At 68.2% G+C, this 16,667-nt stretch carries 15 protein-coding genes; 7 read left to right on the top strand and 8 right to left on the bottom strand.

What is annotated here, in order from left to right:
- Window positions 1-33: 33 nt before the first annotated feature.
- From FQ377_RS00460 to treZ, 4 genes are all read left to right on the top strand, one after another.
- Window positions 34-1,587: an NAD(P)H-hydrate epimerase gene (locus tag FQ377_RS00460; protein ID WP_148599301.1), complete on the top strand. Its 1,554-nt coding sequence runs from the start codon at window positions 34-36 to the stop codon at window positions 1,585-1,587.
- Window positions 1,588-1,725: 138 nt separating this feature from the next.
- Window positions 1,726-3,912, top strand: coding sequence for a glycogen debranching protein GlgX (gene glgX / locus FQ377_RS00455; RefSeq protein WP_148599300.1), 2,187 nt, complete (start codon window positions 1,726-1,728; stop codon window positions 3,910-3,912).
- 47 nt (window positions 3,913-3,959) lie between these two features.
- On the top strand, window positions 3,960-6,272 hold the full coding sequence (gene treY / locus FQ377_RS00450) for a malto-oligosyltrehalose synthase (protein WP_148599299.1): 2,313 nt from the start codon (window positions 3,960-3,962) through the stop codon (window positions 6,270-6,272).
- The gene (gene treZ / locus FQ377_RS00445; RefSeq protein ID WP_148599298.1) at window positions 6,269-8,026 is read left to right on the top strand and encodes a malto-oligosyltrehalose trehalohydrolase; all 1,758 of its coding nucleotides are present in this window, start codon (window positions 6,269-6,271) and stop codon (window positions 8,024-8,026) included. Before treY ends, treZ begins: the two co-directional genes overlap by 4 nt.
- Here the strand turns inward: treZ and FQ377_RS00440 are convergent, their stop codons facing one another.
- Entirely contained in the window at window positions 8,027-9,349 is a 1,323-nt protein-coding gene (locus FQ377_RS00440) for an MFS transporter (RefSeq protein WP_148599297.1), read from the bottom strand.
- Between the two features lie 132 nt (window positions 9,350-9,481).
- Here FQ377_RS00440 and FQ377_RS00435 point away from each other — a divergent pair, with 132 nt between their 5' ends.
- Both FQ377_RS00435 and FQ377_RS14750 read left to right on the top strand, forming a co-directional pair.
- Window positions 9,482-10,621 (top strand): baeRF3 domain-containing protein, encoded by a 1,140-nt coding sequence (locus FQ377_RS00435; protein ID WP_262364260.1) that lies wholly within the window; start codon window positions 9,482-9,484, stop codon window positions 10,619-10,621.
- A 27-nt stretch (window positions 10,622-10,648) separates the two neighbouring features.
- Window positions 10,649-10,804: a hypothetical protein gene (locus tag FQ377_RS14750; protein ID WP_187393203.1), complete on the top strand. Its 156-nt coding sequence runs from the start codon at window positions 10,649-10,651 to the stop codon at window positions 10,802-10,804.
- Between the two features lie 29 nt (window positions 10,805-10,833).
- Here the strand turns inward: FQ377_RS14750 and FQ377_RS00430 are convergent, their stop codons facing one another.
- A complete protein-coding gene (locus FQ377_RS00430) occupies window positions 10,834-11,295 on the bottom strand; it encodes a hypothetical protein (protein WP_148599295.1) in 462 nt (153 codons plus the stop codon).
- 139 nt (window positions 11,296-11,434) lie between these two features.
- Here FQ377_RS00430 and FQ377_RS14745 point away from each other — a divergent pair, with 139 nt between their 5' ends.
- Window positions 11,435-11,575, top strand: a complete 141-nt coding sequence (locus FQ377_RS14745) for a hypothetical protein (RefSeq protein ID WP_187393202.1) — start codon at window positions 11,435-11,437, stop codon at window positions 11,573-11,575.
- A 62-nt stretch (window positions 11,576-11,637) separates the two neighbouring features.
- Here FQ377_RS14745 and FQ377_RS00425 read toward each other — a convergent pair whose 3' ends face one another.
- Genes FQ377_RS00425 through FQ377_RS00400 form a run of 6 tightly spaced genes read right to left on the bottom strand, consistent with a single transcriptional unit; the run spans window position 11,638 to window position 16,538 of the window.
- Window positions 11,638-12,432 (bottom strand): urease accessory protein UreD, encoded by a 795-nt coding sequence (locus tag FQ377_RS00425; RefSeq protein WP_148599294.1) that lies wholly within the window; start codon window positions 12,430-12,432, stop codon window positions 11,638-11,640.
- The gene (gene ureG / locus FQ377_RS00420; RefSeq protein ID WP_316245900.1) at window positions 12,432-13,199 is read right to left on the bottom strand and encodes an urease accessory protein UreG; all 768 of its coding nucleotides are present in this window, start codon (window positions 13,197-13,199) and stop codon (window positions 12,432-12,434) included. Before ureG ends, FQ377_RS00425 begins: the two co-directional genes overlap by 1 nt.
- Entirely contained in the window at window positions 13,189-13,986 is a 798-nt protein-coding gene (locus FQ377_RS00415; RefSeq protein WP_148599293.1) for an urease accessory protein UreF, read from the bottom strand. The genes ureG and FQ377_RS00415 overlap by 11 nt, the downstream gene beginning before the upstream one ends.
- Complete coding sequence (locus FQ377_RS00410) at window positions 13,986-15,695, bottom strand: urease subunit alpha (RefSeq protein ID WP_148599292.1); 1,710 nt, start codon at window positions 15,693-15,695, stop codon at window positions 13,986-13,988. Before FQ377_RS00410 ends, FQ377_RS00415 begins: the two co-directional genes overlap by 1 nt.
- Window positions 15,679-16,239 (bottom strand): urease subunit beta, encoded by a 561-nt coding sequence (locus tag FQ377_RS15330; RefSeq protein WP_148599291.1) that lies wholly within the window; start codon window positions 16,237-16,239, stop codon window positions 15,679-15,681. Before FQ377_RS15330 ends, FQ377_RS00410 begins: the two co-directional genes overlap by 17 nt.
- Complete coding sequence (locus FQ377_RS00400; RefSeq protein WP_148599290.1) at window positions 16,236-16,538, bottom strand: urease subunit gamma; 303 nt, start codon at window positions 16,536-16,538, stop codon at window positions 16,236-16,238. Before FQ377_RS00400 ends, FQ377_RS15330 begins: the two co-directional genes overlap by 4 nt.
- Window positions 16,539-16,667 lie beyond the last annotated feature (129 nt).

Raw genomic sequence — 16,667 nt, 5'->3', positions numbered from 1 at the left:
ATCATCGGCCGCGTTGCCGCTAAGCTCGACCATATGCTTGAAGCCTTTTCCGGGTCCGACGTCCGCGCTGCGGAGGCCCCGTTCCTCGACGCCGGGCAGGGTGATGCCCTGATGCAGCGGGCGGCTCATGCCCTGGCCGGCGTCGTCGTGGGCCTGCTGCGCGAGAGCGGTCGCGGCACCTACGGGGCCACCGTCGTCGTCCTCGCGGGCAGCGGGAACAACGGAGCCGACGCACTGTACGCGGGGGAGCGCCTCGCGCGCCGCGGTGCGAGCGTCACGGCCGTCATCCTTGCCGATCGCGTCCATGAGGAGTCGCTCCGCGCGCTCGAGCGGGCTGGCGGTACCGGCATCAGGGTCGACGACGACGCAGCGCCTGAGGACCTCGCGGAGCACGCGGCGGCAGCTGACGTCGTCATCGACGGCATCCTCGGCATCGGCGCGGACGGCGGTCTGCGCGGGCGCGCCCTGCGCTTCGTACAGGCCTTCACCGCAGCGGCAGGCCCGCGCGGCACGCGCTCCGCACTCGTGGTCGCCTGCGATCTGCCGAGCGGGATCGGCGTCGACGACGGCCGTGTGACCGGCACGGTCCTCGCCGCTGACGCAACCGTCACCTTCGGTGCCCCGAAACCCGGGCTCCTCCTCGGCGACGGAGCCGCCGCGGCCGGCGAGCTGAACGTGGTGGACCTCGGTCTCTCCTTCTCGTCCCGACCCTCCGTCCGGTCCCTGCTCGACGCCGACGTCGCGGCCCTGATCCGGCGACCCACCACGCAGGACCACAAGTACTCGCGTGGCGTACTGGGCGTCGCAGCCGGCTCTGCCCGCTATCCGGGCGCGGCGGTCCTCGCCGTCGGGGCCGCGCTTGCCACGGGGATCGGCATGGTGCGGTACCTCGGACCCGAAGCGGTCGCGGCGCTCGTCCACCAGCGGAGCCCGGAGGCGGTGGCCTCCACCGGCCCCGTCTCCGGTGCGCGGTCCCAGGCCTGGCTCGTCGGTCCGGGAGCAGTGGACGACGACGAACAGCGGCAGCGCGCCGCGGACGCCATCGGTTCGGGACTCCCCGTGGTGGTCGATGCCGAAGCACTGACCCAGTTGCCGGAGCGCGTCGGGTCCCACGTGATCCTGACCCCGCACGCCGGGGAGCTCAGTTGGCTCCTGGCGGCCCGCGGCCTCGAGACGGAGCGGGCGGACATCGAGTCCGAACCGGCCCGCTACGCGCTGCTGGCGGCGGAGGTGACGGGGGCGACGGTGCTGCTCAAGGGGTTCGCCACGACCGTCGCAGCGCCCTCGGGTGCACTCTTCGTGCAGCGGGATGCCAGTCCCTGGCTCGCTGCGGCCGGGTCCGGTGACACCCTGTCGGGTATTGTCGGAGCCCTGGCCGCGAGCCTCGCCGAGGACGACCGGGCAGCGGATCGCGCGGGCGTGGCCCGCGAGGACCTGTGGGCCGTCGTGGCGGCTGCAGGGGCCCTGATCCACGGGCGGGCCGGCCTGCGGGCAGCGGCACGGGGACCCGTCGTCGTGTCAGACCTTCCGGCGGACATCGGTCCGGTCATCGCCGACCTCCTCGAGGAGTGTCGACCGGCCATGTGAGCCGGGTGCGGTGCCAGGGCCCGGACCTGAATACGCTAGATACGGATCAATCGGCCGCGGCACCAGTCCGCGAAGCCGACGAGCGCGTCCGCGGGCACCCATCGGGGCGTCCGCAGCAGAAGACACCAAGGAGACCTGATGGAACTATGGCCCGGCGAAGCGTATCCCCTGGGAGCGACCTATGACGGCACGGGAACCAATTTCGCGCTGTACAGCGAGATTGCGGACCTCGTGGTCCTCTGCCTCATCGACGACGACGGCACCGAGACGCAGGTCGAGCTCAAGGAGGTGGACGGGTACGTCTGGCACGGCTATCTGCCCCAGGTCAGCCCGGGGCAGAAGTACGGCTACCGCGTCCATGGCGACAACAACCCCGCAGAGGGCAACCGCTGCAATCCGAACAAGCTGCTCCTTGACCCCTACGCGAAGGCCATCTCCGGTGATCTCGACTGGGACCAGGCACTCTTCGGCTACAACTTCGGTGACGAGCACTCCGTCAACAACGAGGATTCCGCGGCACACATGATGCTCGGCGTCGTCGTCAACCCGTTCTTCAACTGGGACGGCGACCGCATGCCGCGGACGCCCTACCACCAGTCCGTGATCTACGAGGCCCACGTGAAGGGCCTCACGCAGGTGCACCCGGACGTGCCGGAGGAACAGCGGGGCACCTACGCCGGTATCGCCCACCCCTCGGTGATCGCCCACCTGCAGAAGCTCGGTGTCACGGCGATCGAGCTGATGCCCGTCCACCAGTTCGTCAACGACAGCACCCTGCAGGAGCAGGGCCTGTCGAACTACTGGGGCTACAACACCATCGGCTTCTTCGCCCCGCACAACAAGTACAACTCCTCGGGTGATCAGGGCGAGCAGGTCCAGGAGTTCAAGGCCATGGTCCGCGAACTGCACCTCGCGGGCATCGAGGTCATCCTCGACGTCGTCTACAACCACACGGCCGAGGGCAACCACATGGGGCCCACGCTCTCCATGCGCGGCATCGACAATGCGGCCTACTACCGGCTGGTGGAGGACGACAAGCAGTACTACATGGACACCACCGGCACGGGGAACTCGCTCAACGTCGGTCACCCGCACTCCCTGCAGCTGCTCATGGACTCCCTGCGCTACTGGGTCACGGAGATGCACGTGGACGGCTTCCGCTTCGACCTCGCCTCGGCCCTGGCGCGGGAGTTCTACGAGGTGGACCGCCTCTCGGCGTTCTTCGAACTCGTGCAGCAGGATCCCATCGTCTCGCAGGTCAAGCTCATCGCCGAGCCCTGGGACGTGGGTCCCGGCGGCTACCAGGTGGGCAACTTCCCGCCGCAGTGGACCGAGTGGAACGGCAAGTACCGCGACACGGTCCGCGACTTCTGGCGCGGGGAGCCCTCGAGCATCGGTGAGTTCGCCTCCCGCCTCACCGGCTCGGCCGACCTCTACGAGCACTCGATGCGCCGCCCCGTCGCCTCCATCAACTTCGTCACGGCACACGACGGCTTCACGCTGCGTGACCTCGTCTCCTACAACGAGAAGCACAACGAGGCCAACGGTGAGGACAACAACGACGGCGAGTCGCACAACCGCTCCTGGAACGGCGGTGTCGAGGGTCCCACGGACGATCCCGAGGTGCTCGCGATCCGCGCCCGACAGCAGCGCAACTTCATCGCGACCCTGCTGCTCTCGCAGGGAGTCCCCATGCTGCTGCACGGAGACGAGCTGGGGCGCACGCAGGAGGGCAACAACAACACCTACGCGCAGGACTCCGAGCTCAGCTGGGTGCACTGGGACAAAGTGGACCAGCCACTGCTGGAATTCACGGCGGCGGTCAACCGGTTGCGCTCGGAGCACCCAACCTTCCGCAGGCGCAGATTCTTCGACGGGCGCCCCGTCCGGCGCGGCGAGGGCGAGGCGCTGCCGGATATCGTCTGGTTGGACACCTCGGGTGAGCTCATGGCTCCCGAGGACTGGGACAGCGGGTTCGGCCGATCCATCGGCGTGTTCCTGAACGGCCAGGGCATCCAGGGACGCGACGCGCGTGGCCAACGGATCGTCGACGCGAACTTCCTGCTGTACTTCAACGCCCATGACGAGTCGGTGGACTTCACGGTGCCGTCGGAGGAGTACGGCCGCACCTGGGACGAGGTGATCGACACGGCGGGCAAGTACGCGGACAGCCAGGCCATCCCGGCAGGAGCCACCCTCGCGGTCGAGGCCAAGTCGATGGTGGTCCTCAGGACGCACTCCAAGGTCGAGGACCTGGACCACTCCGTCGCGGCGTCGCTGGCCATCCTCGCCAACGAGGTCGGGGACAAGACCGGCGCCCCCTGAGCGCCACCCACCGGCACACCCACCCCTAGTCCGAGGAGGACCCCCACGTGTTGACACCGACATCGACCTATCGGCTGCAGATCCGCGACGAGTTCGATCTGCACGAAGCAGCAGCCCTCGTGCCGTATCTGCATGATCTCGGAGTGGACTGGGTGTACCTCTCGCCGATCCTGACGGCCGAGGAGGGATCCGATCATGGCTATGACATGACGGATCCCTCCGCCGTCGATCCGGTGCGCGGCGGTCCGGACGGTCTCGCAGCGCTCAGCGAGGCCGCCCGCGCCGCGGGCATGGGCGTGCTGGTGGACATCGTCCCCAACCACATGGGTGTTCAGACACCCGCCGACAACGCCTGGTGGTGGCAACTGCTGCAGGAGGGTCGGGGATCGCGCATGGCGGAGGCGTTCGACGTCGACTGGGACGCAGGCGGGGGCCGGATCCGAATCCCGGTCCTCGGGGACGGCGAGGACGAGCTGGACCAGCTCAGCCTCGTGGACGGAGAGCTGCGCTACTACGACAACCGGTTCCCCCTCGCCGAGGGCTCCGCCCATCCGGGGGACTCGGCGGCCGAGGTCCACGCCCGGCAGCACTACGAACTCGTCAACTGGCGCCGCGCGGACTCCGAGCTGAACTATCGGCGGTTCTTCGGCGTCAACACCCTGGCCGGGCTACGTGTCGAGGTGCCGTGGGTGTTCGAGGAGAGCCATGCGGAGGTGAAGCGGTGGTTCGACGACGGGCTCGTCGACGGTCTGCGGATCGACCACCCGGACGGTCTCGCCGACCCCGAGGGCTATCTCCGGGATCTCCGGAGCCTGACCGGAGGAGCCTACGTCCTCGTGGAGAAGATCCTCGAGCCGGGGGAGACGTTGCCCGCGGAGTGGGACACGGCGGGTACCACGGGGTACGACGCGCTCGCGGAGATCGACCGGCTGTTCACCGACCCGGACGGAGAGCACGCTCTCACCGGGTCCGTGCCGGTCGATCCCTTCCACGAGATGATCCACCACACCAAGCGTGGGATCGCGGACGGGATCCTCCGCTCGGAGGTGCTGCGCCTCGCGCGGCTCGTCCCGACCGACGCCGGGCTCGATGCCGACGTCGCCGTCGATGCGATCGCCGAACTGCTCACGTGCTTCCCCGTCTACCGCAGCTACCTCCCCGGCGGCGCGCAGTACCTCGCGGATGCCGTGCGCGACGCCCGGATCAGGCGTCCGGATCTCACCGACGCCATTTCCACCCTGCATCCGCTCCTGAACCCCTTCCTGAACGGAGTCGGGGAGCTCTCCGAGCTCCCGCGCCGATTCCAGCAGACCTCCGGGATGGTGATGGCGAAGGGTGTCGAGGACACCGCGTTCTACCGGTACTCGCGCCTCGTCTCACTCAACGAGGTGGGAGCGGACCCGAGCATCTTCTCGATCGAGCCACTCGAGCTGCACCGGCGGCTGCTCGAGCGGGAGACCGCGAACCCGCTGGCCATGACCACCCTCAGCACCCACGACACGAAACGCAGCGAGGACACCCGGGCACGCATCTCCGTCCTGTCCGAACTCGCGGAGGACTGGGTGGGGATCCTCGGCCGGCTCGAGGAACTCGCGCCCATCGGTGATGCCACCTTCGCGCCCCTGCTGTGGCAGTCACTGATCGGCGCGTGGCCGCTGGGTCGGGAACGCGCCCATGCCTACGCCGAGAAGGCCTCCCGTGAAGCGGACCTCAGCACGCACTGGACCGCACCGGACGAGGCCTTCGAGCGCGGCATGCACGCCGCGGTGGACGCCGCGTTCGACGACGCCGCCGTGGCGGCGCTCATCACGGAGACGGTCGAGCGTATCCGGGACGCGGGATGGTCCACCTCGCTGGCGCAGAAACTGCTGCAGCTGACCATGCCCGGTGTACCCGATGTCTACCAGGGCACAGAGTTCTGGGACACCTCCCTCGTGGACCCGGACAATCGCCGTGAGGTGGACTACGAGGCACGCCGAAAGGTGTTGACGGACATCGACTTCGGGGCGCTCCCCGAGGTGGGCCCCGGCGCCGAAGCCAAGATGCTGGTCGTCTCGCGCGCCCTGAAGCTGCGCCGCGATCGTCCGGAACTGTTCACCGGGTACACCGCGGTCACGGCATCCGGCGCCGCCGCGGGCCACGTCTTCGCCTTCGATCGCGGCGGTGCCATCACGCTCGTCACGCGGTTGCCCTACGGGCTCGCCCGACGCGGCGGCTGGGAGGGGACCACGCTCGAGCTACCTGCCGGGACCTACACCTGCGCGCTCACCGGCGCCACGGTGAGCGGGGGCACCGTGCACGCCGCCGAGATCTTCGCCACCTTCCCCGCCGCACTACTGGTCCAGGAGGACGCAGCATGAGGAATGCCTTCGATGTCTGGGCGCCACGCGCCGACGCACTCACCCTGGTGGCGGACGGCGCCGAATACCCGATGACACGGCAGGGGGGCCACTGGTGGAGCGCCGATGGGGCCCCGGCTCCGGCGTCGTCATCGGACGTGGCCTACGGGTACCTGGTGGACGGATCCGACACCCCGGTGCCGGATCCGAGATCGCGGCGGCAACCCGACGGCGTCCATGGGCTCTCGCGCACCTTCGATCCGTCGGCCCATGCCTGGCAGGACAGCTCCTGGGTCTCACCGGGGCTCGACGGCGGCGTCATCTACGAGATGCACCTGGGCACCTTCACCCCCGAGGGAACCCTGGACGCCGCGATCGACAAGCTCGGCTACCTCGCGGACCTCGGCGTACAGTACGTGGAACTGCTGCCCGTCAATGCCTTCAACGGCACCCACAACTGGGGGTACGACGGCGTCCTGTGGTACGCCGTGCAGGAGACGTACGGCGGCCCGGCGGCCTACCAGCGATTCGTCGACGCGGCCCACCGGCACGGCCTCGGCGTCATCCAGGACGTGGTCTACAACCATCTCGGCCCGAGCGGCAACTACCTGGGACTCTTCGGCCCGTATCTGACCGACGGCAAGTCCAACACCTGGGGCGACTCGCTGAACCTCGACGGCCCGCAGTCGGATGAGGTACGCGAGTACGTGGTCGACAATCTGCTGATGTGGTTCCGTGACTACCACGTGGACGGGCTGCGGCTGGATGCGGTGCACGCCCTCCACGACGAACGCGCGGTCCACATCCTGGAGGAGTTCGGTGCCCGCACCGACCAGTGCGCCGCCGAGCTGGGCAAGCCCCTGTTCCTCATCGCCGAGTCTGACCTCAACGATCCCCGTCTCATCGAGCCCCGCAGCGCGGGCGGGTACGGACTCGCCGCGCAGTGGAGCGACGACTTCCACCACGCGGTGCACGTGAATCTGACGGGGGAGATCGACGGCTACTACCTCGACTTCGACTCGGTCGGGGCGCTCGCGAAGGTCCTCGAGGACGGCTTCTTCCACAACGGGACCTACTCGTCCTTCAGGGAACGCCACCATGGCCGGGAGATCGACGCGGCGACGGTGAGCCCGCTGCAGCTCGTGGTCTGCACGCAGAATCATGACCAGATCGGCAACCGGGCCGCGGGGGACCGCCTCGGTGCCCTGCTGACCCCGACCCAGCTCGCGCAGGCCGCTGTCCTGAACATCCTCGGCCCCTTCACGCCGATGCTGTTCATGGGCGAGGAGTACGGCGCGTCGACCCCGTGGCCGTTCTTCACCTCCCATCCGGAGCCGGAGCTGGGCACGGCGACGGCAGAGGGTCGGCTGAGGGAGTTCGAGCGGATGGGCTGGCGCCCCAAGGACGTCCCCAACCCTCAGGACCCCGCGACGTTCGCCTCGGCCAAGCTGGACTGGGCCGAGCTGGAGCAGGGACACCACGCGGTGCTGCTCTCCACCTACCGGGATCTCATCCGGTTGCGCTCGGAACGCCGCGATCTGCGCGAGGCCGATTTCGGCAGTATCGCGGTGGAGTTCGACGAGGAGGACCGCTGGATCCTCCTGCGGCGCGCCGGCACCGTCGTCGTGCTGAACCTCGGCACGTCGAGGCGCACCGTGTCCCTGCCGGGTGCAGCGGCCGAGCTGCTCCTGACCACCGTGGACGGCGTGGAGCTCGCCGACGGCAGGCTCCACCTGCCGGCCCACGCAGCAGTCGTCCTGGCGCAGACCCGCTGATCAGCGGCGGGACACCTCGGGCAGCCGGGCCCCGGCGACGACTCCCACCAGTCCCATGAGCGCCAGGAACATCAGCGCCCAGACGATGCCGAGGATCGCGAGCAGCGAGCTGATGCCACCGACGACGAGCAGGATGACGCCCATCGCGGAGTTCGAGACAGCCACGTAGGTGGTGCGCAGGTCACCCTCTGCCATGTCCACGATGTAGGTCTTGCGCGCTACCCGGACCCCGGTGTGCATCAGGGTCAGCAGGAGATAGCCCGAGATGAACAGCAGCGTGCCGGCGGGGCTGTCACCGGAGAACCCGGGCAGCGACACGATCACCACCAGCACGACGATGATCCCCGAGGCGGCTCCGGCCCCGGCGGTCATCAGCGTCCGACTCGATCTGTCCGCCAGCCGGCCGAAAAGGCGCCCGCCCAGCAGCGAGGCCAGGCCTGACGCGATGACGAAGCCGCCCAGACCGGCAAGGCCGTCGTTCCCGGCGCCGACCGACAGCGCCACCACGAAGGGCGGGCTCAGCGCGGACACCAGCAGGAAACTGCGAACGACGACGAAGTGCCGGACGTCGCGGTCCTCACGCAGGAGGGCAAATGTCCGGAGGAACCAGTTCTGCGTGTCACCGGGCTCGCGGGCCGGTTGCTCCTGGCCCGCCGGCTCCCGGATGCCGCTGTAGAGGACGGCTACCATGACCCAGAGCACGGCACCGCCGCCCAGCAGCCAGGCGAGCTGGCCGGCGTCCGCCTCCCCGTCGCCGAAGTACCGGATGCCCAGTCCCAGGGTGATCGCCACCAGCCCGGACGCCGTCGTCGCCAGACCGTTGATCTGGCCACGGTTCCCCTTGGGTACGGTTCGGCCCTGGACATCCTTGGAGGAGATCGAGCACAGGCACCTCCCGAGCGAGAACACCGCCAGCATGGCCACGATGGTGAGCCCGGCAGCCAAGCCACTGCCGATTGCTGCGGTCGCAGCCATCGCCGCCACCGACGTCGCCTGGACGAGCGCCCCAGCGACGAAGACCCGCTTCCGGTGCCGCACACGCAGGATCAGGGGTGTCAGGAATGCTTGCGGCAGCATCGAACCGGACTCACGGATAGGAACGAGCACCCCGGTCAGCGCCGCCGGGACACCGAGTGCGTCGAACAGCCACGGGAGGACGGTCGAGGCATTCACGGTCTGGTCGCCGGAGGACTGCAGGGCGTTGGCCGCCACCAGGCGCAGTCCGTTGCGCGGTACATTGCGTCGGACGTCCTCGGGCAGGGTCCGCTCGGCGTCGGCGTCCCGTTTCAGCAGCAGGGAGTAGATCTTCTCGGTTGCGTTCACAGCTCCCACGCTACCGGCGGCAATCGGGGACCTTCTGCTCTGGACGGCGGCACCGATCCGGGGTTGGGTGGGAGGAGATAGATAGCTATGCCCGGACGCCGGGTAGCCAACGATGAGGAGAACACAGTGGACATGATGACCGGTGCCGATCTACCCCTCCTGACCGAGGCCGATCCGGCTGCAGTGCAGATCTCGATGTTCATGCCCACCCACCGGTCCGGTGATCAATCCAGGGCCGATCAGTTGCGCTGGAAGAATCTGCTCGGCGCGGTCCGTGACAAGCTCTCGGAGCGGCTGAAGGGCAAGGAGCTGGACGAGTTGCTGGCTCCGGCGCAGGCACTGCAGGACGACTCCTGGCAGTGGCAGCACATGCGCGACGGTGTGGCACTGTTCCTGCGTCCGGGCTGGCACCGCAGCTACAGTGTGCCGGCAAATGTCCCCGAGCTCGCCACGATCGGTGATCGCCTGGTCCTCGGACCGGCTCTGAGACTCCTCACGGGCAATGAACAGTTCCTCCTGCTGGCCCTCAGCCAGCAGGACACCCGGCTGTTCCGGGCAGACCGCCACGGCATCGACGATGTCGACCTGCACGACGTGCCGACGTCCCTCCGCGAGGTCGTGGGCGACCCGGAGCCACGGTCCGACACGATGACCAGGCCTGCCGCGGCCGGCGCCGGCGCCGCCGTGTTCTTCGGCCATGGCGCGTCGGACAAGGACTTCAAGAAGGACGAGATGGTGAGCTTCCTGCGGGAGCTGGGCGCAGGCCTGCGCACCCAGCTCGAGGACGACGGGACGAAGCTGGTGCTCGCAGGCCTGGAGCCCATCGTGAGCGCCTATCGTGGCATCTCGGAGTACCAGCACGTTCTGGACGAGGCCGTGCTCCGGAACCCGGACCCGCTCTCGAAGGACGAACTGCACCAGCTCGCGTGGCCGATCATCGAGCAGCAGCTGGGCGACGACAGGTCCCGGCTGGTCGAGCAGTTCCGGGAACTCCAGGGCACCGGACGCGCATCGAGCGATCCCGATGAGGTCCACGAAGCCGCTGTCAACGGCCGGGTGGAGACGCTGTTCGTCCAGGCCGACCCATGGTGCTGGGAGCAGGAGACCGGTGATCCGCATGCCATCGTGATGCTGGGCGAGGACCGGCGCTACGCGGCGTGCGAACAGATCGAGGCTGCTGCGGTCGCCACGATGAACAACGGGGGACTGGTCCATGCGACGTCGGACGGCGTCGACCCCGACAGCAGCATGGCGGCCGTCTTCCGCTACTGACCGAAAGCGCGGCGAGAGGAGAAGGACATGCCGAAGATCATCGATACGATCTCATCACTGCTGGGTCGGCGAAAACCAGTCACACCCGAGGAAGCGGCGGAGATCGCGGACTGGGTCGGCGAGGGTGGAGCGCCCGACCCCGATGGGCCGCCCCCGGTCGTCGATCGTCGGGAGGACCGGTAGGAACCTCGACCCGGACAGCAGGGGAGATGTCACTCCGGGACGTAGGGCCTGTACTGCTCGAGCGTTCCGTCGAGCACCGGGACGAGCAGCTCGATCGTCTCGCCTCCGGACTCGGCGGTGACGGTCGTGTTCGCTCCCGGAGCGTCTCCCACCGTCTCGAAGATGGTCTCGTTGTGCAGCAGGGAGAACTGTTCCCCGGGGTCCACGGCAATCACGACCTCGTCGTCGGCATCGGAGATGGTCACCTCGACGGACTGATCGGATTCATTGTCCAGGGTCCCCAGGAGGCGTGCGGGCTCTCCCTCGGCTGAGGAGACCAGCAGGACGCTCAGGAGATCGACGGAGCCGACCGACCCGTTCTCCCCGACGGCGATCGCGCCGTTGTTCTGGTCCCCGGGGGACGAACACGACGTCAGGGCGGTCAGCAGGAGGGCCGCGGAGGCCAGCGTCCACCCGAGGGTCCGGGAAGGGGAACTCAGCAGTGACATCATGGTCCTTCTCGAGCTGGGAGTCGGAACATGTGCTCCGGCAGGGACTGACCACAGTAATCGATCAGCCACGGGGTTGCCTGGGGCCGCGGACGCCGCGGCCGTCCTTGTTGCGCCGCTGGTCCGCCCCTACCATGGGAGCATGGATGACAAGGAGCAGCAGAAGCGGGCTGCGGAGCCGCTGGTACCAGACAAGCAGATCCACCGCTGGAAGGACGACGGCGGCCAGGTGATCGATCAGCCGGACGACGAGCCCACGCAGGGTGCGTCGGACAAGGACTGACGAGCGGACGAGGACTGACGAGCGATCATCCCCGACGAGCCGTCGCTCGTCGGTCAGCCGTGTTACTGTCCGGCCAACGAACGGCTGAACGCAGCATCCAGCCGTCTGCCCAGTTCGATCGCGTCGGGTGCGAGGCTGGAGATCAGGGACGCCTCGTCCGACAGCTCCATCACCGCAGTGTCAGGCACCGACTCCTGCCGCGTCGGCCGACCCGCCCTCTGGGGGTCGACGAGGACGATCGTGCCGAGTGACCGGCGTTTTCCCGTGACGGCCGCGCTGTTCCACCCCGGTGCCCCTGGACCGATGGCGAGTTCCTGGTCGTAGAGCGGCTTCCCCTCACGGGTCACCCGCATGCGCTGCCGGAATCGCCCTGGCTCCTCACCGAACCGTCCCAGGGCGATCTCCTCACGCGCGTACAACCTGGCCCCGGCCGCGAGGCCTATGGTATTCAGCGTCGTGTGGTGACAGTCCCTGGCAGCAATCTGCACCCCGGGGTTCCAGATGAGCGTCCCGCCGTCTGCCACCGTGATGGAGACATCACTGCGCGACTGCTCGCCATGGACTCCCGGGAGGACAAGGGTGCCGGCGGCCGCTCCGAGCATGAGGACGGCACCAGCACCCACGGTGACCTCCAGGCGAAGCTGATCTCCGCCCAGCGGGCCGGCGGCGCCCGCCACGATCCTCACCTTGACGGGCGTGCTCCCGGTGAGATTCCACCGCGCAGCCCAACCAGGCAGGACCTCCTTCGTGGGACGAAGGACCAGCGCGCCCTGCGACCGCATCCTCTCGATGTATGAACGCTTCACACCCTGCGGCGTGCTCGACGACGCGATGTCGAGGAGAGCATGCGAACGCATCAGTGGGTGTGTTCGCTGAGCTTCTCCCTGACCCAGGCTGCCACCGAGGTTGCCGCCGGGTCCTGGGTGAGCGAGGTGAAGAGCACGGGCAGGTCGCCGCGCTTGGCCTTCGCGTCGCGATCCATGACGTCGAGATCGGCATTGACGTAGGTGGCGAGGTCGGTCTTGTTGATGACCAGCAGGTCCGACGTCGTCACGCCGGGTCCTCCCTTCCGGGGCACCTTGTCACCACCGGCGACATCGATGACGAAGATCTGCTGGTGGATCAGGCCCCGGCTGAAGGTGGCGGTGAGGTTGTCCCCGCCACTTTCCACGAGGATCAGATCCAGCGGCGGCAGCTTCTCCTCGAGTTCCTCGATGGCCTCGAGATTCGTGGAGATGTCGTCGCGGATCGCGGTGTGCGGGCAGGCTCCGGTCTCGACGGCCGTGACGCGCTCCGCGGGGAGGACCCCGTGCCGCAGGAGGAAGTCGGCGTCCTCCGTGGTGTAGATGTCGTTGGTCACCACGGCGAGGGCCAGCTCCTTGCTGAGCGTCCTGCAGAGGGCAGCCACGAGGGCTGTCTTGCCGGAGCCTACAGGACCACCGATACCGATCCGCAAGGCCTGCTTCGGCTGCCGCGTGATCGGCTCCTCCTCGTCCACATGAACGTGGGGAGGGGTGGCCTGGAGCGTGTTCGCGCCCTCGTGGCTCGGTTCGAGCAGGTGTGAGATGTCGTGGTCGTGGTCGTGGTCGTGATCGGTGTGGTCGTGGGGCTGGTTAGCTGGCAAAGAGTCGTACCTCCCAGGTTGCATGTACTTCTGCGGATATGTCGATGAGGTAGCCGGCGACGGCCGGCAGGTCCGCAGGGGATGAGGATGCGGATGCGAACGCCCTGGTCGCGACGAGCGCGACGTCGCCCGCCAGTCTCGCCAGCAGCGCGTTGACGTCGAACGGATCAAGCCCGAGCAGTCGCACCGAGGCGGTGGCAGGACCCGTGATGGACTCCTGGGCCGCTGCCGTTGCGGCGAGAACCGGGGGCTGGCCGGCGGCTCCGGCCACGACGCCGAAGGCGACAGGTTGGTGCACTCCCTGGCCGGGGAGGCGGGCGAGTTCGTCCACCAGTGGATGCGGCCAGATCCGCCGTCCTGCGCGGACCAGCTGGCGGCCGAGACGGCGCGACACCACCCGCAGCACAGGTGAGGGCGTGCGCGCGGTGAACTCGTCGTCCAGCACGCCGAGGTCCGCGGTGAACGCCGCGAGCCCCGCATCGTCGGTCGCGGCCGCGGCGCGGCCGAAGGCGAGACAGGACGAGGCAGCGAAGGCAGCCGCGACGAGGCCCGTGGTGTGGAGGCGCCCCAGGAGGAACTGCTCCATGGACGCGATGTCGGTCACCTTCTCGTTGGTCGCAGCTGCCTCGAATCCCCCGGAGTGCGCGTGACCCCCGGCGGGGAAGCGACCGTCGATCAACAGCATGAGCGCGGACATGCTCCTGAGCGACGCGGTGGACCCCGCTGATTCGGCGGCCGCGGTCGCCGAATCCCTCGGGCGGGTGTCCTCCTCGAGTACGTGGGTCATCAGAAGAGGAAGTACCGCTGCGTCATGGGTAGCTTCTCCGCTGGCTCGTGCTCGATGAGCTCGCCGTCGACCTTCACCCCGTAGGTGTCGGGGTTCACCTCGATGTGGGGCATCGCGGTGTTCTCCGGCAGATCCTCCTTGGTACGACCTCGGGTGTTCTCGATGGCCACGAGCTCGCGCTGGATGTTCAGCCTGTCCGCGAGATTGTCCTCGATGGCGATCTCGGAGACGAAAGCCACACTCGTCGCTGCTGCAGCGGGGCTGTGTGCGTTGAACCCGAGGCGTTCCAGCACGGGTTGCGGGGTGGGGATAGAGGCGTTCGGATCACCCAGCGCGGCCACGGCCGCCATGCCACCCTTGAAGACCGCTGTGGGACGGACCCCGAACAGGGCGGGCTGCCAGAGGACGAAGTCGGCCATCTTGCCGGGCTCGATGGATCCGATCTCACGTTCCAGTCCGTGGGCCACAGCCGGGCAGATGGTGTACTTCGCGACGTAGCGCCGGGCCCGGTGATTGTCGGCCTTGCCATCCCCGGGGAGGTATCCGCGGATCTTCTTCATCTGGTGAGCCGTCTGCCACGTGCGGATCACCACTTCTCCGATGCGCCCCATGGCCTGGGCGTCGGAGGACATGATGGACAGGGCCCCCAGATCCTGCAGGACGTCCTCGGCGGCGATCGTCCCCGCCCGCACGCGGCTCTCGGCGAAGGCGAGGTCGTTGGGCACCTGGGGATTCAGGTGGTGCGCCACCATCACCATGTCGAGGTGCTCGTCGACGGTATTGACCGTGAACGGTCTCGTCGGATTCGTCGAGGCCGGCAGGACGTTGCGCTCACTGGCGATCCGGATGATGTCGGGGGCGTGTCCGCCACCGGCTCCCTCCGTGTGGTACGAGTGGAAGGCCCGCCCATTCACAGCCCGGAGCATGTCCTCGACGAAACCCGCTTCGTTGAGGGTGTCGGAGTGGATGGCCACCTGAACGCCGCTCTCGTCGGCCACTTTCAGGGCCGCGTCGATGACGGCTGGTGTAGCGCCCCAATCCTCGTGGATCTTGAATCCGCCCACACCGCCACGTAGCTGTTCCCACATCGCGTCCCGGGACACCGTGTTGCCGCGTCCCAGGAACAGGACATTGACCGGCCATGGATCGAACCCTTCGAGCATGCGTTCCATCCACCAGGAACCGGGAGTGGCCAGCGTCGCCTTCGAGCCCTCGGTCGGTCCGGTGCCGCCGCCGACGACGGTGGTGGTCCCGGCGTTGAGGGCCACCTCGAGCATGTCGGGCCCCACGAAGTGGACGTGGGTGTCGATGGTCCCCGCTGTCATGATCAGCCCGTTCCCCGACATGACCTCCGTGGACGGGCCGATCACGAGATCGGGGTGGACACCGTCCATGGTCTCGGGGTTGCCGGCCTTGCCGAGGGCGACGAAGCGGCCGTCGCGGATGCCGACATCGGCTTTGATGATGCCCCAGTGATCGAGGATCACGGCGCCTGTGATGATCAGGTCCGGCGTCCCTTGGGCTCGGGTGGCCCGGGACTGACCCATTGACTCGCGGATCGACTTGCCGCCCCCGAAGACGACCTCGTCCCCGCGGGAACAGCGGTCCTCCTCGACCTCGATCAGGAGATTCGTGTCCGCGAGGCGGATGCAGTCCCCGGTGGTGGGGCCGTAGGACGCCACGTACTCGGATCTATCGATCCTGGTCATCGAGTTTCCCTCCGCACAGCCCGCGCAGGCCGTAGATGATGCGATCCCCTCCGATGGGGACGAGTTCCACTTCCTCGGCGGCGCCGGGCTCGAATCTCATCGCTCCTCCGGAGAGCACGTTGAGCCGCTTGCCCCAGGCGGCGTCCCGGTCGAACTCCAGACCCGTGTTGACCTCGGCGAAGTGGAAGTGGGAGCCGACCTGGACCGGGCGGTCAGCGACGTTCTCCACCCGCAGTGTGGTGACCTCGAGGCCGACGTTGATCTCGATGTCCCCGTCCGCGAGGAACAACTCGCCGGGGATGACCGGTTCCTGGGATTCGCCGGACGGCGTCATGGACCGTCTTGGTGCCTGGCGCTCGTTGGTGCCGGGGCGCCGCGGCTCGCTGGGACCCGAGGGACCGCTGCGGCGCTTCCCGGTCGTCTTCCCGGGGCTCGGATCCTCGGGGTAGTCCCGGCCCGGATGATCCGACGAGTGCCCGGTGGAGGACCGCTCCGTGTCCGAGAGCTCGGGATTGTGGAAGGGATTCTTCGACGAGTCGGTCATTGGATCGGGTCCGTCACTGTCACGAGCTTGGTTCCATCGGGGAAGGTCGCTTCGACCTGGACCTGCGCGATCATCTCGGGAATGCCCTCCATGACGTCTGCCCGGGAGAGCACGTGCCGCCCGGAGTCCATCAGATCCGCCACGGAGTCGCCGTCCCTCGCGCCCTCGAGGAGATAGGAGGTGATGATGGCCGTGGCCTCGGGGAGATTCAGGAGGACGCCCCTGGCCTTGCGCTCCAGCGCGAGCTTGCCCGCGGTGAAGATCATCAATCGTTCCTGCTCGTGCATACTCAGAAACATGGACTGCTCCAGGTGCTGATGACAACGGCGGAAGCGGCGTGGGCCCGGTCGTCTGGACCGAAGGACCGTCACTGCGGGTGTTCGAAAGGTAGCACCGGGCCCGGGGCCGGTCAATGGATGGTCCACGAG

Source organism: Arthrobacter echini, assembly GCF_008107445.1.
In the GTDB taxonomy this organism is placed as follows: domain Bacteria; phylum Actinomycetota; class Actinomycetes; order Actinomycetales; family Micrococcaceae; genus Arthrobacter_D; species Arthrobacter_D echini_A.
The sequence above is the reverse complement of the archived record's forward strand: the minus strand, read 5'-3'. Positions and strand labels throughout refer to the sequence as shown.